The 19,588-nt window shown below is 31.3% G+C and carries 19 protein-coding genes, 2 pseudogenes and 1 riboswitch; of the genes and pseudogenes, 13 read left to right on the top strand and 8 right to left on the bottom strand.

What is annotated here, in order from left to right; translation table 11 throughout:
* Positions 1-32 precede the first annotated feature (32 nt).
* Positions 33-425: a MarR family winged helix-turn-helix transcriptional regulator gene (locus ACWJJ2_RS17030; protein ID WP_462953599.1), complete on the top strand. Its 393-nt coding sequence runs from the start codon at positions 33-35 to the stop codon at positions 423-425.
* A gap of 36 nt (positions 426-461) precedes the next feature.
* Here ACWJJ2_RS17030 and ACWJJ2_RS17025 read toward each other — a convergent pair whose 3' ends face one another.
* Positions 462-1,535, bottom strand: coding sequence for an acyl-CoA thioester hydrolase/BAAT C-terminal domain-containing protein (locus ACWJJ2_RS17025; RefSeq protein WP_462954358.1), 1,074 nt, complete (start codon positions 1,533-1,535; stop codon positions 462-464).
* A gap of 304 nt (positions 1,536-1,839) precedes the next feature.
* On the opposite strand from ACWJJ2_RS17025, the gene ACWJJ2_RS17020 reads away from it, so the two are divergent.
* The 5 genes from ACWJJ2_RS17020 (at position 1,840) to ACWJJ2_RS17000 (ending at position 5,637) form a co-directional block, all read left to right on the top strand.
* Positions 1,840-2,436 (top strand): MarR family winged helix-turn-helix transcriptional regulator, encoded by a 597-nt coding sequence (locus ACWJJ2_RS17020; RefSeq protein WP_462953598.1) that lies wholly within the window; start codon positions 1,840-1,842, stop codon positions 2,434-2,436.
* Entirely contained in the window at positions 2,429-3,367 is a 939-nt protein-coding gene (locus tag ACWJJ2_RS17015; RefSeq protein ID WP_462953597.1) for an ABC transporter ATP-binding protein, read from the top strand. The genes ACWJJ2_RS17020 and ACWJJ2_RS17015 overlap by 8 nt, the downstream gene beginning before the upstream one ends.
* A gap of 10 nt (positions 3,368-3,377) precedes the next feature.
* A complete protein-coding gene (locus ACWJJ2_RS17010) occupies positions 3,378-4,121 on the top strand; it encodes an ABC transporter permease (RefSeq protein ID WP_462953596.1) in 744 nt (247 codons plus the stop codon).
* On the top strand, positions 4,121-5,104 hold the full coding sequence (locus ACWJJ2_RS17005; RefSeq protein ID WP_216301831.1) for an ABC transporter permease: 984 nt from the start codon (positions 4,121-4,123) through the stop codon (positions 5,102-5,104). Before ACWJJ2_RS17010 ends, ACWJJ2_RS17005 begins: the two co-directional genes overlap by 1 nt.
* Before the next feature lie 242 nt (positions 5,105-5,346).
* Positions 5,347-5,637, top strand: a complete 291-nt coding sequence (locus ACWJJ2_RS17000; RefSeq protein ID WP_462953595.1) for a ketopantoate reductase family protein — start codon at positions 5,347-5,349, stop codon at positions 5,635-5,637.
* A gap of 24 nt (positions 5,638-5,661) precedes the next feature.
* On the opposite strand, the pseudogene ACWJJ2_RS16995 reads toward ACWJJ2_RS17000, so the two are convergent.
* Positions 5,662-5,832, bottom strand: a pseudogene (locus ACWJJ2_RS16995) (manganese catalase family protein); the annotation flags it as partial.
* A gap of 325 nt (positions 5,833-6,157) precedes the next feature.
* Here ACWJJ2_RS16995 and ACWJJ2_RS16990 point away from each other — a divergent pair.
* The 3 genes and pseudogenes from ACWJJ2_RS16990 to ACWJJ2_RS16980 form a co-directional block, all read left to right on the top strand.
* A complete protein-coding gene (locus ACWJJ2_RS16990) occupies positions 6,158-6,373 on the top strand; it encodes a hypothetical protein (protein ID WP_216301829.1) in 216 nt (71 codons plus the stop codon).
* Between the two features lies 1 nt (position 6,374).
* Positions 6,375-6,677, top strand: coding sequence for a spore coat protein (locus ACWJJ2_RS16985; RefSeq protein WP_216301828.1), 303 nt, complete (start codon positions 6,375-6,377; stop codon positions 6,675-6,677).
* 37 nt (positions 6,678-6,714) lie between these two features.
* Positions 6,715-6,828 (top strand): annotated as a pseudogene (locus ACWJJ2_RS16980) (manganese catalase family protein); the annotation flags it as partial.
* Between the two features lie 114 nt (positions 6,829-6,942).
* Here ACWJJ2_RS16980 and ACWJJ2_RS16975 read toward each other — a convergent pair.
* From ACWJJ2_RS16975 to ACWJJ2_RS16965, 3 genes are read right to left on the bottom strand one after another with little or no spacing between them, the layout of a single operon-like run.
* On the bottom strand, positions 6,943-7,098 hold the full coding sequence (locus ACWJJ2_RS16975) for a hypothetical protein (RefSeq protein WP_216301827.1): 156 nt from the start codon (positions 7,096-7,098) through the stop codon (positions 6,943-6,945).
* A gap of 2 nt (positions 7,099-7,100) precedes the next feature.
* Positions 7,101-8,264, bottom strand: coding sequence for an undecaprenyldiphospho-muramoylpentapeptide beta-N-acetylglucosaminyltransferase (locus tag ACWJJ2_RS16970; protein WP_462953594.1), 1,164 nt, complete (start codon positions 8,262-8,264; stop codon positions 7,101-7,103).
* Positions 8,265-8,276: 12 nt separating this feature from the next.
* Complete coding sequence (locus ACWJJ2_RS16965) at positions 8,277-9,248, bottom strand: polysaccharide biosynthesis protein (RefSeq protein WP_216301825.1); 972 nt, start codon at positions 9,246-9,248, stop codon at positions 8,277-8,279.
* 398 nt (positions 9,249-9,646) lie between these two features.
* Here ACWJJ2_RS16965 and ACWJJ2_RS16960 point away from each other — a divergent pair, with 398 nt between their 5' ends.
* The 4 genes from ACWJJ2_RS16960 to rfbG are packed head-to-tail and all read left to right on the top strand — an operon-like array spanning position 9,647 to position 14,593.
* Positions 9,647-10,384: a sugar phosphate nucleotidyltransferase gene (locus tag ACWJJ2_RS16960; protein WP_462952776.1), complete on the top strand. Its 738-nt coding sequence runs from the start codon at positions 9,647-9,649 to the stop codon at positions 10,382-10,384.
* A complete protein-coding gene (locus tag ACWJJ2_RS16955) occupies positions 10,381-12,510 on the top strand; it encodes a glycosyl transferase (protein ID WP_462953593.1) in 2,130 nt (709 codons plus the stop codon). Before ACWJJ2_RS16960 ends, ACWJJ2_RS16955 begins: the two co-directional genes overlap by 4 nt.
* A 31-nt stretch (positions 12,511-12,541) precedes the next feature.
* The gene (locus tag ACWJJ2_RS16950) at positions 12,542-13,507 is read left to right on the top strand and encodes an NAD-dependent epimerase/dehydratase family protein (RefSeq protein WP_462953592.1); all 966 of its coding nucleotides are present in this window, start codon (positions 12,542-12,544) and stop codon (positions 13,505-13,507) included.
* Between the two features lie 12 nt (positions 13,508-13,519).
* Complete coding sequence (gene rfbG, locus ACWJJ2_RS16945; protein ID WP_462952773.1) at positions 13,520-14,593, top strand: CDP-glucose 4,6-dehydratase; 1,074 nt, start codon at positions 13,520-13,522, stop codon at positions 14,591-14,593.
* Between the two features lie 218 nt (positions 14,594-14,811).
* Here the strand turns inward: rfbG and ACWJJ2_RS16940 are convergent, their stop codons facing one another.
* The 3 genes from ACWJJ2_RS16940 to ACWJJ2_RS16930 all read right to left on the bottom strand — a co-directional run bounded on the left by ACWJJ2_RS16940 (position 14,812) and on the right by ACWJJ2_RS16930 (position 19,324).
* Entirely contained in the window at positions 14,812-15,549 is a 738-nt protein-coding gene (locus tag ACWJJ2_RS16940) for an ACT domain-containing protein (protein ID WP_268064076.1), read from the bottom strand.
* A 205-nt stretch (positions 15,550-15,754) separates the two neighbouring features.
* Positions 15,755-15,926, bottom strand: a riboswitch (Lysine riboswitch).
* A gap of 273 nt (positions 15,927-16,199) precedes the next feature.
* Positions 16,200-18,497, bottom strand: a complete 2,298-nt coding sequence (locus tag ACWJJ2_RS16935; protein ID WP_462953591.1) for a glycoside hydrolase — start codon at positions 18,495-18,497, stop codon at positions 16,200-16,202.
* Between the two features lie 302 nt (positions 18,498-18,799).
* Positions 18,800-19,324 carry a flavodoxin family protein gene (locus ACWJJ2_RS16930; protein ID WP_462953590.1) on the bottom strand — a complete coding sequence of 175 codons (525 nt, stop codon included), beginning with the start codon at positions 19,322-19,324 and terminating at the stop codon, positions 18,800-18,802.
* Positions 19,325-19,588: the final 264 nt, after the last annotated feature.

Below are 19,588 nucleotides of genomic sequence, written 5' to 3'. Positions count from 1 at the left end.
AAGTAGATGAATTAAATAAGTTATCGCATTCTATGCTAGCTGAATCTAATTATAAGGATATCGAATCAAAGTTTTTAAGGATACGGGGACTGAGCACTAATGAGCTTTCAATACTTAGAATTATTTCTGAAAAAGAAGATGTTATTATAAAAGATATATTAGAAATATTAAATGTACCTAAAAGTACATTAACTAGCATAATTGATAGATTAGAAAAACGCGATCTTATTGTTAGAGCTATTAGTAATAAGGATAGAAGATCCTATAAGCTAGAACTTACTGAAGAAGGTCACATGGCACAAGATGAACATCTTAAATTTGAAGAAGAGTTTTACGCAAAGATAATGATTTCTTTAGATACTTATGAGGATAGAGAAAATTTATTAAAACTTATAAGAAAGATAGCATACAATATTTCTAACTAATAGCAGTAAATTATCGTGAAACTTTAAAATTTAATGCTAATTATTAATTGTCTCATTCCATGAATCAATATTTGCTTTTGCCCAACTGTCTATATCGACTCTGGATCCTTTTAATGATGGCATAGACTGAAATGGTACTGTTAGCATATGACCTGACTTTTCATAGGTGATATGTTTATATTCATATTTAAAATTTGATTTTTCAAGCAACTTCATAGCCATTTCTGAATGCATTTTTGAAGGCCATATGGAGTCTGATTCAGAGGATATCATTAGGATAGGTCCATTTATTCTATTAACGGCAATTGTGGCTTCGTCAGTATTTCCTTCATCAATCAGCTTTTTGTACATCCATGACAACGCACCCTCTTTATTTTGCAACATTTTTATTACTAATTGCAATATAATAGAACAACTGAATTTCAGACAAGAAATTTCTTCACCTTTATACATCCATGAAGAATGGTGTGCTGGCAGCCCACCCATTTTTATCCCTTCATATGCATAGCAGCTAGGCATATTGGCAATAACACAAGTAATATCCTTGAATAAAGAGGCTGCCAAAAGAACCATTTCTCCACCCTTAGACCTTCCATACATTGCTATTTTATCTTTATTAACAGTATCTTGTTTTTTTAGCCATGTTATAGCATTTTCAATATATTCAAGTGATACACAATTAAGATTTTTGGGTGTTCCTTCAAGTCCAAAATAACAAACTGCTAATGCAGAATATCCCTTCATAGCTAAGATTTCAGCAATTGCCTGTGCTTTTTCTATTCTTCCGTCGCTTCCACTTACAACAATTACTGCTGGCCTCTTCATATTGTTTTTTGAAGTAAAATATCGTGCCAATAGATTCTTTTCTACTACATCTACGCTTTTAATCGTTTCATCGCAGAATATTCTTATATGCTCTTTTGATGTAATGGCTTTCCCATTCCTCTCCACCGTGCATGTAATGGTATATTTTCTATTTTCACTAATATCGCTTAATTTTTGCATTAACTTGCCCCGATGATTTTCTTTTACCTTCATAGAATAGAACAACCCCATTTCATTGCATGTTTTATAGGTACCATCAATAGGTGTTGTGTTTACTAAATCTATATTTCCATATTCATCTGCTATAAAAGTCGCATAAGCATCCCATAATCCATTTGCAGTGTATATTACCTTCCATAAAAAGTCAATGACAATTTTGTAAGTTACTATTATTTAATGTACAAACATACTATATATCCAAAATTGTATTACATTCGTTTTGCTATAAACATATTTAAAGATATTTTAGAAACTTTAGTAGTCATGATAATAATTCTTTTTTAAAAATAGACAGTATATTGACAAGTTTTACATGTTCTGCTATTATTATTTTAGACAGTATAATGTCTTAAAGGAAAGGGGCATATTTATGGATAATTACAGAGATCTATTTTTAATGCAGCAAACTTACGCTACACTTTTTTCTCTTAACAATAAGCTTCAGGTACAAGGCGATAAATACTTTGAGAGCTTAACGTCAAGACAGTTTATGGCAATGATTGCAATTATTCATTTGGCGGAAGATGAAACAACAATCAACAATATTGCGAGAAAGTTAGGTACCACCAAACAGAGTGTTAAACAAATGATAACTATTATCGAAAATAAAGGTTACATTATCACGATGCCCAGCCAGAAGGATAAGCGTGCAGTGAACGTTAAAATTACGGAATCCGGAAAACAGATCATGATGGAATGCGGTGAAAAAGGAATAAACTTTTTCGCAGATGTTTTTAAAGACTTTACCACGGAAGAAATGGAAATATTGTGGAGCCTATTAAAGAAACTGTATCGTTTTGACGGTGAAGAGCAGGATGGTTTTGAAGAAGATGCTAGTTTAAACGCGGAAGAAGAAGTAAATGACGCTCAAACGAGAGTATTAAAGGAAGCTCAAGCGAAGGCATTAAATGAATTTGAAAGACGACGAAATCATTCTCGAAATGAGAGGAGAGATAAAAATGAATAATATTGTTACAGTTAAGAATTTAGAAAAAAGTTATAATATGAAAAAAGCTGTTGATGGAATAAATTTTGTAGTAAATAGAGGTGAAATTCTTGGACTCTTAGGTCCTAATGGGGCGGGCAAGAGTACAATTATCAATATCCTGGCCACCATATTATCACCTGATAATGGCGAAATAACTATTTTGGGGCATGACTTAAAAAAAGATGTAAAAGCCATCAAACTGGGAATTGGAATAGTTCCTCAGGACCTGGCCATTTATGAAGAGATTACTGCCGAGAAAAATGTACGTTTTTTTGCAAGTCTATATAAACTCAAAGGAAATCTGCTGGAAAAACAGGTCAAGGAGGCCCTTGACCTCGTAGGTCTTTACGATAGAAAGGATGATAAGCCAAAAACCTTTTCTGGCGGCATGAAAAGAAGATTAAATATTGCTTGTGCCATTGCCCATAAGCCAAAACTTATTATCATGGATGAACCCACAGTTGGTATCGACCCCCAATCAAGAAATCATATCTTGGAATCGATTAAAATCCTGAAAAATGAAGGCGCAACTGTTATCTATTCCACGCATTACATGGAAGAAGTGGAAGCGATTTCTGATAGAATCATTATTATGAACGAAGGAAAGATTATTGCTGAAGGTACAAAAGAAGAATTAAAACAGGAAGTGAATGATAAAATCACATATTCCTTTCATGTAAACAATTTAAATGAATTAAGCAATAATCATTTTTCTGGAATTGATGGCATAACAAAAATTAAAATAACTGAAAATGTGATTAAAATAACTGCCAAAAAGTCAAAGGATAATCTCAATGAAATCATATCCATAATCATAGCAAAGGGCTGTAAGATTGAAAGTATTAGCAGTAAAGAGGCATCTCTAGAAACTGTATTTTTAGAACTTACCGGAAAGAATCTAAGGGATTAGGAGGAAATACATGAACTTTATAAAAATAGTCAAATTTGATTTTATGAATATTATTAGAAACCCAACTCTGCTAATGTTTAACACTATATTTCCAATAATAATGATTGCGGTTATGGGTTTTGTAACAAAAGGTAAATATGGTTCAGGGCATGTAAGTTCCTATGATTATTATGGAGTCACAATGATGATTTTTACAGCGTTATTCATTGCCATGACAGCTTCCAATACATTTATGGAAGAAAGGGTAAAGGAAGGTAATACTCGCATAGTATATGCTCCGGTTTCAAAAACAGAGATATATCTATCTAAATTGATTGCTACTTATATTTTGGGTATGGTTTCATACAGTGTTTTATTGCTTGTAGGACAATATATTTTTCACATTAACTTTGGAGGAAAAAACATTCTGTATATTATGTTGTTAATCAATATATTTTCGTTATTTGGCTGCTCTCTCGGCACCATGTTCTGCTGTATTTTCAAAAGTGAAGAAGGAGCAAATTCTGTAATGCAAATATTTTTGTTTTTGTTTATATTTTTGGGCGGCTTGTTTTTTTCTGTAGCTAGTCTTGGAAATATAGTGGAGAAAATATCTTATTTATCGCCAGTCAAGTGGGTTACAGAATGTACATTTAAGGTCATTTATGATAATGACTTCAGCATATACCTCCCTACTCTTATCATTGTGTTGTTTAGTAGTATCATCTGTATAATAATATGTCAAATCACTTTTAAACCGGAGGAATATGTATAATGAATGTGCTCAATCTATTTAAAAATAGTTTAAACAGGATTCTAGCAAAAAAAGAGATAGTTATAATTGCAGTGGTCATTGTACCACTTATGATTGGAGTTGCTGTATTTTTTTCTGGAAAAATGAAGATGAGGCAGCACGTTGCTTTAGTAACAAATCATGCACAGAGCATTCCCAAAAATGATAGGATTAAAATTGATGTAATGAATGAAAAACCGGCTACTTCGAATCTACTTTTGGGTAAATATGCTGCCGTTGTGGAAGAAAAAAACGATGGAACCTATGAGGTAACAGGTATAAAAAGCAAAGCTGATAAGGAACTCATAGAAAACTTTTTTAACTTCGGTAAAATTCCCAAAATTGATCAAAGTGGACAAGCTAAAAGAGGTGTTGGAACAAACATTTTAGGGTTTATTCTAATGATTGTTTTAATGCAGGGGGTTGCTTTGACAATCCTTTATCCAGAAGATAGAACCCTTAAAACATTTAGGCGGATATTAACGACACCCGTAAGCGAAAAGCAATATATTTTTGCACAGGGAATTTTTACATTTTTATGTCTTTATATACCCACCTATCTAGTAATTGTTATCACAAAGGTGTGTTTTAATATAAAGATTGGATTTGGCCTTTTAATGCTAGCAATGTTAATTGGAATTCTTACTGCCCTCTCAACATCACTTGCTTTATTTATTTCATCAGTGCTAGAGAGAAACATCTCTTTAGTGGCCAGCGCTATATATGTAATAACTTGTATATTATCAGGCTGTTTTTATCCCTTTACGGGGAACAATAAAGTTCTTGATACCATTTGCAGTATCATCCCACAAAAATCATATATGACGCTGATTCAAGGGATAGAAAACGGGACTGGAATGTTAGAATTTAAAGGACAACTTATATATTTACTTATTTGGATTGTTGCACTCTGGCTCTTAGGAAGTATTATTACTAAGCGAAAAATGAGGCAAGGCATCTATTAAATCATATAGTAAGTAGTAGAAATATTAATTGGTAGAAAAATTTGTTTGTGAAAATTTGAAATAAAAACATACAACATAACGAGAATGTCACATTCGTTAGTTTAGTCATATATATCTTACTTTAAAATGTTCAAAGTAAGATATATATAATTGTGCTAAATATTTGAAATTTATGTTAGTATTTAGTATAATTTAAAATAAATAATGTTAATTATTAATAATTATGAATGTGAGGCACTTCTATGAAAATAATGATATTGGGACTTGGTGTTATCGGTACAACCTATGGCTATGCTTTTCAAAAATCAGGTCATCAGGTTGAACACTTTATAAGAGAAATTAAAAGAGACAATGCACCAAAAATTCTTGACATAAAAATGTTCGATGGCAGATATAACAATAAGGGCGAAAATAAGAAAGACACATATAATGTTACTCTTTCACAGCCCAACAGTAATTACGATTTTATTTTAATTAGCGTATCTGTGGGTAAATTGGAGAGTGCAGTAAAAACACTTAATGAAAACAATTAATTTCTTAATTAAATAGGATCATAATTAATGCATTATAAATAAATGTGGTTGTTGTAGATGATCCTGTACAATTCTTAGAACTTCACCGAATCTTTGATAATGAACAACTTCTCTTTCTCTTAGAAATTTTAACGGCTCTATTACATCTGGATCATCAGCCATATTAATTAGATATTCATAAGTAGCCCTTGCCTTCTACGATTTCTTCAAGACTTGAGCATTTCATTAGCTGCCTAACCATACTAGCAACCATTTCCATGTGAGCTAATTCTTTAGTATTTATTGTTATAAATTTAATTAAAATATATTAAATTTATAACAATAGATATGTCAGAATAGAAGATAAAAAAGTTTGCAAATTTTACTATTTTAGCATGCTTTTTTTATTTTGATTTTCTTATGTAGACAAGTTATTGTAATACAAAGCTCCAATGTTTAAGTTTACAAATTATTCCAAGGTTTAATTGTTTATTAAATGCACATAATAAATCGTAAAAATTATAAATTTGGAGGTATTGATATGAGAAAACTTTCAGAGGGTGAACTATTATCCTTAACAACCTTGTTAACTATGGAAAAAGATGGGTTAGCCGTGTCAAAAGTTATGAAAAATCTAATTAGTGATGAAGATTTAAAGAGACAAGCTGAGACTGGTGTTTTAGCAGCAGAAGGAAGAATAAAAGGCGTACAACAATTTATCAATGAAAATCAAGTAACTATAGGCGGTGTAAAATAATATGGGAATAATAACGGATAATATTGTAAAAAACAACACAGATATTAATGACGAAGTAATAGTTGGAACTATGATTAGTTCAGCAAAAAGTGCAGCAGATGCGTATCTAAACGCAACTATGACCAGCGCTACCCCTGAATTAAAAGCTATATACTCCTCTAGTTTAAATCAAATAATAGGCGGGCATTCAGCATTAACAGAGCTTGCTGTAAACCGCAAGTGGGCTTCACCTTATGATGCTCCTGCGCAACAACTAGCTATGTCCTTTAGTAAATCTGAAACTACAGTTAAGGCTAGTAAATAAAACCGTTCCAAAACAAGAATTGAGCGTAAAATTGGAGTTATCTCAAAGTTTTAGGGTAAAAGATCAAACCATTAAAGATTTATTTCTTGATATAGGTTCGGAAGAGCTAAGTCATATGGAGATGGTGGCGGAAGCACCAAGTTTTGAAAACCCAAGAAAGTAAAAAATATATATAAAAAAGAGCATCGTAATGGTGCCCACTGAAAAACAAAATTTTAATAACAGCATTAAGACTTAAAATGGATATGGATTTTCCATTTTAAGTTTATTTTTTATATAAGAGCATCCATAAGATCCCCACATTAATATTTGGAATTTCATTTCCGATATAATTTGCTAGTTGTGAGTTAGTAGCTACCATAGCTTTTAGAATTAATACGGTAAAAGCAAGCAATTCGAGTAAAGCTACAATTCCAGACATTGCTATTTCCCATATATATCTGAGAATTTCATATAAAATCCCCATTCTTTTTCTGAAATTTTACTTAAGTCAACAGATTTTGCACGCTTAACCTTTTTATCTATTTTCTCCCACATAACTTTCTTTATTGCATTAATTTGCTCATTGCAATTATTAGCTAGTAATTCCTTTGAAAGAATTAATTCATTATTAAGGGGTGTAGTCAATAACTCTTCTGATGTTTCAATTATTGATTTTGCAGTAATATCCTCTTCTTTCAATATTACTGCACAGCCGTGATTTACAGCGTATTGTGCATTTAGCTCCTGTTCACCTCGGCTACTTTTTCTAGAAAGTGGAACACAAATCATTCTTTTACCAATTGAAATACCCTCAGCAATTGCATTTGAACCACATCTAATAATTACTATATCAGATATAGCATAAATCAGAGACATATCATCAACATATTCATATTGACGATATCTTGCATCTGCAGGTAAATTGTTATTAAGTTTTCCTTTTCCACAAATATGAATAATATTATACTTTTCAAGAAGTTCGGATAAACACTCCCAAATCTTATTGTTAATTGCCGCCGAACCAAGGCTGCCTCCTAAGACCAGAAGAGTGGGGTTGCAGTTTTTGAAGGCTTTATCCTCAATGCATTCGTTTTGCACATTTAGTAATTCAGGACGTATTATCATGCCACAATAACCTCTTTTTTTACTAGGGACTTGAAATTTAGTACTAGGAAAGGTTACAAATACCTTTTTCGCAAATTTCATGCAAATCCTATTAGCAAGTCCAATAGTAACATCGGTTTCCCTAATGACAGATGGAATATGTTGTACCCAGCTTGCTATAATAACAGGTACCGAAACAAATCCTCCACCTGACATAACAACGGTCGGTTGTTCTTTCCTAATAATCTTATACGATTGATAGATTCCTTTTAAAACCCTGAATATATCTGTTACATTCTTCAGGGAAAAGTATCTACGAAGTTTACCTGTGCTAATAGCATGATAAGTAGCTAATCCTTGATTTTCAATCATTTCTTTTTCTATACCATGTCCAGAACCTATATACACAACTTCTAAACCTTCATTTTTCAGTAATGGTATTAGAATTTTATTAACCATAGCATGTCCAGCAGTTCCTCCACCAGTTAAAACAATTTTCATTTAAATCCTCCTTTAAATATTAGCTGCTTTTAAAAATTCAACAGTTTGCTCATAACTTATGACCGCATCTTGAGAATGATATAAGAAATTGTTATCTTTCTTAATAAAGTCGTTTATGATCCAAGAATGCCTGTCCTCAGCTTCAATAATGTACAGTTCATCATTCACACAGTAAATATGTTTTGTTTCTTCCTGCGTTGCTAAACATTCATTATTTTTTTCGCCTGGCCTTAGTCCAGTCACTACAATAATTGATTCATCTAATCCATATTTATATACTAAATACTTTGCAATATCATAAATCCATAACGATGGCATTCGTGCTATAAAAATTTCTCCTCCAGCACCACGAATTGCAGACTCAATTAATAATTCACAAGCCTTAGGAATATTAATAAAAAAGCGATTCATATCCTTATCTGTAAGCGTTACTGTCTGTTTTTCACTAATTTGTTTTTTAAATAATGGGATTACACTACCTTCACTTGCTAAAAGGTTGCCACATCTGAAAACAATAAATTTAGTTAATATAGAATTTTGGTTTGCAGCCAACATTAATTTTTCTCCTAACAATTTTGTACATCCATAAGTGCAATTTGCGTTTACCGCCTTATCTGTTGAAATATAAATTACCTTTGCTACCTTGTTAGCATTAGCACAATCAATTATATTGTTAGTACCTATAACATTAGTAAGAATAGCTTCATTAGGTGCTGTTTCACAAATTAGTACGTGCTTTAGAGCTGCTAAATGGAAAATAATATCACAATCACTACTCGCCTCTAATAAACGTTTTTTATCTCTAACATCTCCTAATACTATTTCTACACGTTTATCTGATAATGTCCTTTTTATTTCAATCATTTTCGCTTCATTTCTAGCAAAAATTCTAATTTGCCTAACTTCCATTTCTAGAAGCTTATGAGCTAACGCGTTACCAAAAGAGCCAGTGCCACCAACAATCAATATTTTTTTATTTTTCATAATATTCCCTCCATGTGTTTCCTATATTTTCATTATAAGAAACATATGTTACAACTATGTTACAACGTTTATTTTTATAAAAAAAGACTCCGCAACTAAAAATTGATTTGTATATTGTGAACTGCACCCTATTGTAGGCTATATCCCCTTAAAGTAGACGGATTAAGTAGTACTAAATATATTGTAACAACTTAAATCCTAATGAATAACATAATACAAAATATATTATAATTTCAAATATCGAGTTATTAGTAATATAAAGATAAGCGTTTAGATGATGAAGATGTAGTTTACTTATGCAACTATTATTAGATTTTTAGATCAAGGAGTGATTTTCGCTTGAAATATTCAATACTTCGGAGATATTGAAGAAGTGATAAAAATGAGGAGCGGTAAATATGAAAGTAGTTATATTATGTGGAGGTAAAGGGACCAGATTAGGGTCATCTACAGAAACTATTCCGAAAACATTAGCTTTAGTTTCTGGGAAACCAATTATATGGCACATTATGAATATTTATTCAAGCTATGGCTTTAATGACTTTATTCTTCCATTAGGTTTTGGTGGTGATAAAATAAAAGAATATTTTTGGAATTATGAGTGGAAAAACTCTGATTTCACCAAAGAACTCGGCAGTAATACTGTTTCTTTTTTAAATAAGCCTGCCAACTGGAAAGTGACTTTTGTTGATACAGGAACTGATACAATGACTGGTGGAAGAATTAAAAAAATTGAAAAATTCATTAATGAAGATACCTTTATGTTGACCTATGGTGATGGATTATCTGATATTAATATAAATAATCTACTAAAGTTCCATAAGGAAAACGGACAAGCGGTAACAGTTACCGGAATAGAAAGAAAGAGCCAATATGGAATTTTAACTGAAAAGGATGGTATTGCAACAACCTTTGACGAAAAATCAAAATTGGATGGCATAATAAACGGAGGTTTTTTTGTAATGAATAAAAAAGTTTTTAATTATATAGAAGATGACGATAAATGCATTTTTGAACAGGGTCCATTGAGAAACCTTGTAGAAAGTAGAGAATTGGCGGTTTATAGTTTCAAAGGTTATTGGACAGCAATTGATACTAATAAAGATCTAATTTATGCAAATGAGACATGGAAGTGAGTAAAATAAATAAGGACGATATGGACGCAATTTATGCATTTTTTTCTAAGGATAAATCTCGGTTTAATAAACATGAAAATGAAAATCATGATATAAAAAAAGATAATAAAAAGGATGAAAAAAGCAAAAACAAAGATAGTAAAAAATATAAAGAAGAAAATGAAGAAGAAAATAAAGAAGAAGATATTGAAGACTATAGAGAATCAGATATAGAAGAATATAAACAAAGATGTTCCTTTTGTACAATAGTTAGCAAGGATTATTTAATAAAGACCTTAACTTTTTACTATTCACTTGAGAGGAATAGTGAAAATTTTCATCTATGGATTTGCTGTATTGATGATATTATCTATTCATCCCTTTCAAAGATGAATCTCAAAAATGCTTCTCTTATTCATTTGAATACAGTAGAAGACCAGCAACTGCTCGCTGTAAAAAACACGAGAAAAACAAATGAATATTGCTGGACATTGAAAGCAGCTGTTATTCGCTACGTGCTTATGAATTACAGCGTAAACTCAATAATATACTGTGACAGTGATATATTTTTCTTCTCAGATCCACAGATAGTATTTGATGAATGGGGTGAAGCTTCAGTGTTTTTATGTCCCCAAAGGGATCTTGAATGGGTTCACAAAATATATGGAAAATTTCAAGCAGGATTCATAGGTTTTAAAAAGGATATACAAGGATTGAATTGCCTTAATTGGTGGAATCAAAAATGCATTGAATGGTGTTATGGGGAACCTGACTCTGAAACGGGACGATGGGGAGATCAGAAATATCTTGATAAAATCACAGAAATGTTTTCAAATGTAAAAATTTCAAGAAATCTTGGAATAGATGCTGCACCATGGAATACAATTTATAATAATAATTTCAATATTACCTCAAAGGATAATGAAGTCTTTATTGAAGGTGATAAGTTAATAGCATATCACTTTGCATGTCTTTCAATATTTAACGAAAATGACTATGACTTATGGACTTTTAATTATTTAGAAATAAGTTCTGCAATTAAGTCCAATATTTATATCCCATATATTGAAAGTCTAAGGAATACAATCAATGTTATAAGAAACAATCTTAATGAAAAAGTAGAGGGTTTATTTAATAAATCTGATTCTAAAGAAGCCCAGACATTATTTAAATACTCAGATCTGACGTTAGCCATGGCCCGCTATAACGATTTTTATAGCTTTTGTACTATAACTAGTAAGGCATATTTATTGCAAAGTATGTCACTTTATTCTTCGCTGAAGGATAAAATCGATAATTTTAATTTATTCATCTGCTGCATGGATGAAATTTCTTTTTCTGTATTAAGTAATCTGAAGCTTGAAAATACGATTATTATTAATGTTAGCGAAGTAGAGGATATGGAATTACTTCATGTTAAAGAAACCAGAAATATGCAGGAATATTGTTGGTCGCTTAAAGCACCATTGGTCCTTTATATTTTAGAGAAATATGCTATAGATTCAGTTATTTATTGTGATGCAGATATATTCTTTTTTTCTGATCCGATGGCGATCTTCAAGCAATGGAAGGATTATGATACACTAATTTGTCCTCAGAGGGATTGTCCGGAATTTGAAAAGGTACATGGACATTTTCAGGCAGGCTTTTTAGGTTTTAGAAACAGGAAAAGTAGTCTAGCTATTTTAAATTGGTGGAAGAAAAAATGTATAGAGTGGTGCTCAGATAAACCTGATATCATAATGGAGAGATGGGGAGATCAGAAATATCTAGATAAGGTTCCAAATTTATTTTATAGCATAAAAATATTAGATGACCTAGGTATAGATGCAGCTCCATGGAATCTAATTATTAACAATGATTACAAAGTTTACAAGGATAATAATACTGTTTTAATTGATGATCGAGAACTTATGGTTTATCACTTTGGCAGTATGAAAATATTTGATGAATCTGTCTTTGACTTATGGAAGCTAGATCCTTTGATTTTTAGCAAAGAAATAATTGATTATATATATATTCCATATTTAGATGCTTTATGCAAATCAATGGAAATATTAAAGTCATCAGGCCTTGTGGATCTTAAAGAATTATTTAGTAAAGAAGAGGTCACTAACGCTAAGAACCTGTATAGATTTCAATCGTAAATGTAAACCTTTCAACTTGGAGGTATAGTATATGGAAGAGGTTAGTCTTACCGGTAAGAGGATATTGGTAACTGGTGGATTTGGATTTATAGGCTCTCACCTAGTTAAGAGGTTATTGAATGAAGGCGCAGAGGTATCTATTATAGGAAGACAGAGCAGCCAAACCTGGAGACTGGAAGAGCAGTTAAAAAATATATCAATCTATGAGATTGATATAACTGACAGTAAAAAAATTGAAATTTGCATCAAGGATATATGCCCTGAAATAGTATTTCATTTAGCAGCTTATGGCGTAAACTCAGCACAAAAAGAATATATTAAAGCTGCAAACATTAATATTTTAGGAATGATTAATATTTTAAATTCATTGAAGGACACCGACTGCAAAAAATTCATTAATATGGGTAGCTGTGCTGAATATGGAGATAGGAAAGATCTTATGAAGGAAGATATGTATCCAGAACCTGTGAGCATCTATGGAAGTTCTAAAGCTAGTGCAACTATAATCGCTCATCAGATTGCCAGAGAAAATAATATAGATATTATAACCTTAAGGCCCTTTGGTATTTTTGGGGAGGGAGAAGAGAGGCATAAGATTTTTTGTCATATAATACTGTCAATACTGGAAGATAAGGAGGTAAGACTAACATCTGGTGAACAATTACGTGATTACTGCTACATTGAAAACATAATTGACGGATTGGTTATGTCTGCTAAAAGCAATTTAAAGAGCAATATTTTCAATATAGCAAATGGAAGTCTTTTCCCTTTAAAATACTATATAGATCTTATATTTAAAAATATTAAAACAGATAGGGTCCCCTTATATGGGACAATAAAATACAGAAAAAATGAAATGTGGTCACCTGGTGCGGATATAAGTAAGATCCATACTGAATTAGGCTGGAGCCCTAGAATAAGCCTTGAGGATGGAATTGTTAAAACAATAAGGTGGTATGAAGAAAATAAAGATATGTGGATTAAGCATTTACCATAGGATGTGAAAAAAATGTTAAAAGACCTTGAAAATAATTATAAAAATAAAAATGTTTTAATAACTGGTCATACAGGTTTTAAAGGATCATGGCTAGCTATTTGGTTAAAAAAATTAGGAGCAAATGTTATTGGTTATGCACTAGATCCCGTCAGTGTCAAAAGCAATTTCGTTTTATCTGAAATTAGCAATGATATTGTTGATATAAGAGGAGATATAAGAGATAGCAAACATCTTAATGAAGTTTTTATGACCTATGAACCAGAGATAGTTTTTCATCTTGCAGCACAACCACTCGTTAGGTACTCCTATGAAAACCCTAAAGAGACCTATGAGGTGAATTTTATGGGCACTGTAAATGTATTGGAAGCGGTGAGGGCCAGTAAAGAAACAAAAGCTTTAGTTATTATCACTAGTGATAAATGTTACGAAAATAATGAATGGATGTACAGCTACAGGGAAATAGATCCCATGGGTGGTTATGATCCGTACAGTTCTAGTAAGGGTTGCGTTGAACTTTTGGTTTCCTCATATAGAAATTCTTTTTTTAATACAGCTGAGTATAAAAATCATGAAAAAATAATTGTAACAGCACGGGCAGGTAATGTAATTGGAGGTGGAGATTGGGCCATCGATAGAATTATACCAGACTGCATCAGGGCACTAGAAAATGATGAAGAGATTTTGCTTAGGAATCCAGGTGCTGTAAGACCCTGGCAGCATGTCCTTGAACCATTATACGGATATTTACTTTTAGGAACAAAAATATTAAAAAAAGATGTGGAGTTTTCTGGAGCTTGGAACTTCGGACCTGAAGCTCAAAATGTCATTACGGTTCAGGAGGTTGTCAGAAGACTTGTCAAAGAGTGGGGCAATGGAAGCTGGAAATCTTTAATCCTTAAGGGAGATTCATTCCATGAAGCAAGCTTACTAAGTCTTGACATTAGCAAGGCTAGATTCTGTTTAAATTTTAAGCCTAGGTGGGGCATAGATGAGACAATAGAAAAGACTGTAGAGTGGTATAGGAAATATAAGGATGAAAAGGTGATTGATATATGCGAATCTCAAATTAATGATTATTGTAGATAGAGCTCTCATTCTAGGTGCATTAATATCAATATGGAGTGAAACTTAGGGTTCTAAAAAAAGAATAAATAATCTTTCCAATCAGATAATATTTATAAAATATTACAATTTTTAAGAGAAGTCCAAAATGGCTTCTCTTAAAAATTATTATCAGGGTCGTACTTTAAAGAGCCTTTAGGTAAATTATGTTTAATACTTAACTATCGTCTAACATGTTATATTTATAGATTAAATTCCTCTGCAACAACCTTTATAGCCTTTAATTTATCTCCAGTTTTAATAGCACAAGTAATTCTTATTTCTGATGTAGTAATCATTTTAATTTCAATATTGTTTTTGTTAAAAACCCTAAACATTCTAGCTGCTACTCCAGAGGTTGTCTTCATGCCAAGCCCCACCACTGAAAATTTAGTTATCTCTTCATCAACTATAACTTTATTATCTGCTATTAAGTTATCTATAATTTCTAAACTATCCTTTAAGCCTTCTTTAGGTATAGTAAATGATACACTTACCTTTCCATCTATAGGTGATGTTTGACTTATCATATCTATATTGATTCTTTTACTTCCTATAGCTTCAAATATAGTAGACAATATATTCACATCTTTAGGTATACGCTGAAGTGTTACTGCAACATCCTCATCACTAGTTGCTATTCCTGTTACTGGCTTATTTTCCATATTCATATTTTTTACCTCCTTAATTGCCATAGCTAAAAGCGCGCTTGAAATTATTTCACCTGTTGATAATAAAGCATCCAGTTCTCTCTTATCCGGTTTTTCTCCTATGCCTTTTGATAGAGATAATAAATCATCTGTAGTGTCCCCCATAGCAGATACTACTATAACTAAATCTGTATCTTCATTTTTCCTCTTTACTATACTTTGTGCAATCCCTTTAATTTTCTCTGTAGTTCCTACAGATGAACCTCCATATTTTTGAACAACTACTGCCATAATCAAATCACTCCTATTAATTATCACCTTTGGTGCTGTTTATCACCTTCGGTGCTGTTTATCACCTCCGGTGCTGTTTATCACCTTCGGTGCTATTTATCACCTTTTGTGAGATTTAGAACTCTTATATATTGTTCCAAAAAAAATAAATACAGCAAAGGAACACCTTTGCTGCATAAAATACATGTTTTTATACAAACTTCGTGTACCTTGTAGCTCACCACTGAAAAATCAGTGACAATTTTACACATATTATATGTAATCTCAGAAAACAATTTCACCAAATACATTTTCTTCGGCCATAGCTCCTTTTCTTATTCATCTTAGCCTGTAAGCTCCGAACAAGTACTCTTAGATACAGCACCTCTACCCTAGGTAGTTTATTTTTTTAATTAGTTTTTATATTATCACAGTATATTTATAAGTACAATCATTAATTATAGATGTTTTTGTTAAATCATCTCCTGCGGAGCTGAACAGCTTTGAAGAAGATGAATTGACGACTTCAGAAGGAGATTTACCCCTTTGTAGACCTCTGGAGTAGATAAAAATTCTCAATTGTTATCCCACCACTGAAGTTTTCTATTTATTAGGGCAAGTAACTCCTACTTATAGAAGTGGGAGACTTTCCTTCTGAAATGTCGTTAAAACTATTTCTTAGGCATATATGGTATCTTATTTTTACCATCATATATTATTAAAGATTTAGCTTTTACAACATCAGTATTATATTTAAAATCTTTGTTAGAGAAATTTGCAACTACTTTTAAGTCCTTGCCAAATTTACTCATTTGTACAAGTTTGTCTGGTGAAAGTATTTTAAAATCCGTCATTTCCTTAGTTACAGCTTTTTTGTGAAATGGAGCCCAAATTTTATTGTGTGATGCTATTAAATCTTTATAATTATTCCATTCATATTTATCTATATGGTATAACGGTGGAGTATTATATAGAATTTCGTTTAACATTCTATTTCCTACTTCATCCTTTATTTTAAGCGTTGACCAGTCCCAGTGATAAGTAGTTATAACTGAGTCGTTGTAAACTAATTTAAAAAGAGGAAGAGAGTAAGTTTGATCAATAAATATATGTTTATATAAATCTTTTAGAGGAACTTGCTTCGAAAAACGATTAGGAACTCCGCCATTTGGAGAGTAATATGTTCCAAAATAATATTTACTATCTTTGTTTTTATTCATATCAGGATCCAGCCAAGAAAATGAGGGTGTTTCAATACCATGAGCAAAAGCTATAGTTTGGCTTGCAAAATCATTACCACCTTCAGAACCTATAACCATATTTTTATTATCTCTTATAAATGCCATTCTTTTAAGTCTTGCATTCATATCTTCTTGTTGTGTTGTTATGTGCTTCGGTGAGTAATCATCAAAAACCTCTCCAAAAGCATCGCAGTCAATAAACCAAGAATTATATTTTACGCCTGTATTTAAAATACTTTCTACTCTTTCTTTCACTGCTGGCATGGACAGAGTAGGATTAAGTTTTCTTCCTACCCCCTTAAAACCTTCTAATTTTTCACCCTTTCTATTTGTAACAGTAGCATTTTCATATAAAGATTTATCTTTAAAAGCAGCCGTAACCCATTTTTCTTCTCCAGGCTTATGAATAGAGTGATAAGAATCATAGGTACCTATTAAATAGCCCATATTATTGGCTTTTTCAACTAATTTAGGATTTATAGAACCTTGTATCCAATCATCGACGCCTATCCACGCATTTTTTATACCAGCGGCATTTATATCTTTTAATAAATCTACAGTATTGGAATTTGCCCAATTCTCTATTGGATCAAAATCATTTGGCATTTGAGATTTTAGTAACTTTTTATTTAAATCTATAAGTTCTAATTGATTTAAATTATTAACGCCTTTCTTTACTAATTTTTCAGTTTCTTTATCAAGATTCTTAAACACTTTAAGATTGTAAAAATCTTTTAATAATAATACCTGATTTAATGCACTCACTATTGTTTTCTTTTGATAATCGTCAACATAATCTTGAGTTTTTACTTGCTCAAAAACATCTAGCATTTCTTTTCCACCATCTATTTTTGTTTTTAATAATTCTTTTACCCAACTAATAGTTTCGTTTGATGTATTATTTCTAAATGCACCCCATTTCACATTTTCTTTTGAGATTACAGATTTATCCCAAAAATACATATGGGGTGCACCATAAAGTTTAGCAATGTTTTTATTTGTTTTTTCTTTACTTTTTAAAGTGGTGAATTTTCCTTTTTCAACAATATAATTCTTATATGTTTTTGCAATATTAACAGGGTCTTTTTCTGTTACATATATTCTAAATGAATATTCTTTATTTTTATTGATTTTAGGAAACTCATGATTAAATGAAAATTTAATTTTATCTTTCGAATTAAAAGTTATTTCATTATTGAACACATTTTCTATTACGTATAAAATAGAATATTTTTGCTTATTCAAAGCAAAAAATTGCATAGAAAATGATTCTAATGGTAAATAACTATTATTGCTTAAATATATTTTCCAATATTTATCGTTGCTTGGTATATATTTGCCTTCTGAAAGAGGAATGACATAGCTTTCAGCACTAACATTAGGCCATTGAAATTCCGAATTATTTTTCACATTAGATTTTATTTTTACATTTAAGTATGTATTTTCCTTTTTAATTTCCACATTTACATTTTCTTTAGGATATTTCCATGATACACTATTATTTGACCTTTTTAAATTTGATACTTTTCTTTTTGGTAACCCATCTGAAGCATTTTCCTTTACACCATTTTTTTCAATAGATAACTGAAAGGTTTCAGGATTTACAGTGAATTTGAAATTAGATTTTTTGACTATTCCTTCAGTAGTAGCATTAGCCGTGCTGGTACAGCTACCGAGTACTCCTACAATTAAAATAGAACTCATAAATATTGACATGATTTTTTTCATATTGCCCACCTCCAATTGAAATATTATACCATTAAATACCATTAAGTACCAGGTAAGGAGGCATTATAATGGGGAATAAATCAGTATATGTAGCTGTTATTCTAGATGCATTAATATCTATATGGACAGTGAGTAAGACTTGGGGTTCTAAAAAAAGAATAAATAATCTTTTCAATTAGATAATATTCATAAAATATGACGATTTTTAAGAGAATCCCAAAATGGCTTCTCTTAAAAATTATTACCAAGGTCGTACTTTCTCAAGCCAACCCTTCTCTTCCCAATATGTTTTATCAGTTTGATTAAATGCGTTTTTTCTGTATGAAACGCATGATATAGAAAAGAGCCTTTACTTTAAAACCAGGGATAATATGTTTAGATTTATTTGATATTTTAACAGACAATTTATCAACATCTTTTTCAATTTGCTTTTTTTTATTATCGCTGACACCTTGCCAGTCAGAAGCACCAACTGCTTTACCGTAAGTAAATATCTTTCCTACACCCCACTGAGTTAAGCTCATAGTCATATCTTTTATCGTTGATTTCATTCCGCCACCTGCTGCAGTACTTACAACGACAGCTGTTTTTGAAAACATTGTTTTATTGGGACGATGTATCATGAATTGAAAGCCGAAATGGTCAAGAAATGCTTTCATTTGACCACTTACATGCAATACATAAACAGGACTTTCCAAAATAATTAAATTTGCATTTTCCATTGCAGTTTTTATCGGAGTTATTTTATCTTCATGAGGACAAAAACTTTCGCCTTTACTAAAACAAAGTGCACAGCCTTGGCAAAAATGGGACATGTCTTTTGGCAAATAAAACTATATTAGTTCATCTTTCTCTCCAAGTAACTTTCTCAATAAAAGTTGCACAATGTTATAGGTACTGCCTTTATGTTCTGTTCCATATATGGCTACTATATTCATGTTTCCCCTCCTACTCAAAATTATAGAAATAAGATATATTTTCTTACTACTGAGAAATAACCTTTAAGTAAATTATAGACGATAGTTAACTATCGTCTATAATGAGTTTTATCTTTAGAAAAATAATCACTTTTTAAAAATGTTAAAAAGTAA

Source organism: Clostridium sp. CM039, assembly GCF_055081075.1.
Note: the sequence above shows the minus strand (reverse complement) of the source record. Positions and strands in the feature narration are given on the sequence as shown.

Coding starts and splice junctions, on each gene's coding strand:
- ACWJJ2_RS17030 (WP_462953599.1), top strand. CDS start 33: ATGCTAGCTGAATCTAATTATAAGGATATCGAATCAAAGTTTTTAAGG.
- ACWJJ2_RS17020 (WP_462953598.1), top strand. CDS start 1,840: ATGGATAATTACAGAGATCTATTTTTAATGCAGCAAACTTACGCTACA.
- ACWJJ2_RS17015 (WP_462953597.1), top strand. CDS start 2,429: ATGAATAATATTGTTACAGTTAAGAATTTAGAAAAAAGTTATAATATG.
- ACWJJ2_RS17010 (WP_462953596.1), top strand. CDS start 3,378: ATGAACTTTATAAAAATAGTCAAATTTGATTTTATGAATATTATTAGA.
- ACWJJ2_RS17005 (WP_216301831.1), top strand. CDS start 4,121: ATGAATGTGCTCAATCTATTTAAAAATAGTTTAAACAGGATTCTAGCA.
- ACWJJ2_RS17000 (WP_462953595.1), top strand. CDS start 5,347: ATGAAAATAATGATATTGGGACTTGGTGTTATCGGTACAACCTATGGC.
- ACWJJ2_RS16990 (WP_216301829.1), top strand. CDS start 6,158: ATGAGAAAACTTTCAGAGGGTGAACTATTATCCTTAACAACCTTGTTA.
- ACWJJ2_RS16985 (WP_216301828.1), top strand. CDS start 6,375: ATGGGAATAATAACGGATAATATTGTAAAAAACAACACAGATATTAAT.
- ACWJJ2_RS16975 (WP_216301827.1), bottom strand. CDS start 7,098: ATGTCTGGAATTGTAGCTTTACTCGAATTGCTTGCTTTTACCGTATTA.
- ACWJJ2_RS16970 (WP_462953594.1), bottom strand. CDS start 8,264: ATGAAAATTGTTTTAACTGGTGGAGGAACTGCTGGACATGCTATGGTT.
- ACWJJ2_RS16965 (WP_216301825.1), bottom strand. CDS start 9,248: ATGAAAAATAAAAAAATATTGATTGTTGGTGGCACTGGCTCTTTTGGT.
- ACWJJ2_RS16960 (WP_462952776.1), top strand. CDS start 9,647: ATGAAAGTAGTTATATTATGTGGAGGTAAAGGGACCAGATTAGGGTCA.
- ACWJJ2_RS16950 (WP_462953592.1), top strand. CDS start 12,542: ATGGAAGAGGTTAGTCTTACCGGTAAGAGGATATTGGTAACTGGTGGA.
- rfbG (WP_462952773.1), top strand. CDS start 13,520: ATGTTAAAAGACCTTGAAAATAATTATAAAAATAAAAATGTTTTAATA.
- ACWJJ2_RS16940 (WP_268064076.1), bottom strand. CDS start 15,549: ATGGCAGTAGTTGTTCAAAAATATGGAGGTTCATCTGTAGGAACTACA.
- ACWJJ2_RS16935 (WP_462953591.1), bottom strand. CDS start 18,497: ATGAAAAAAATCATGTCAATATTTATGAGTTCTATTTTAATTGTAGGA.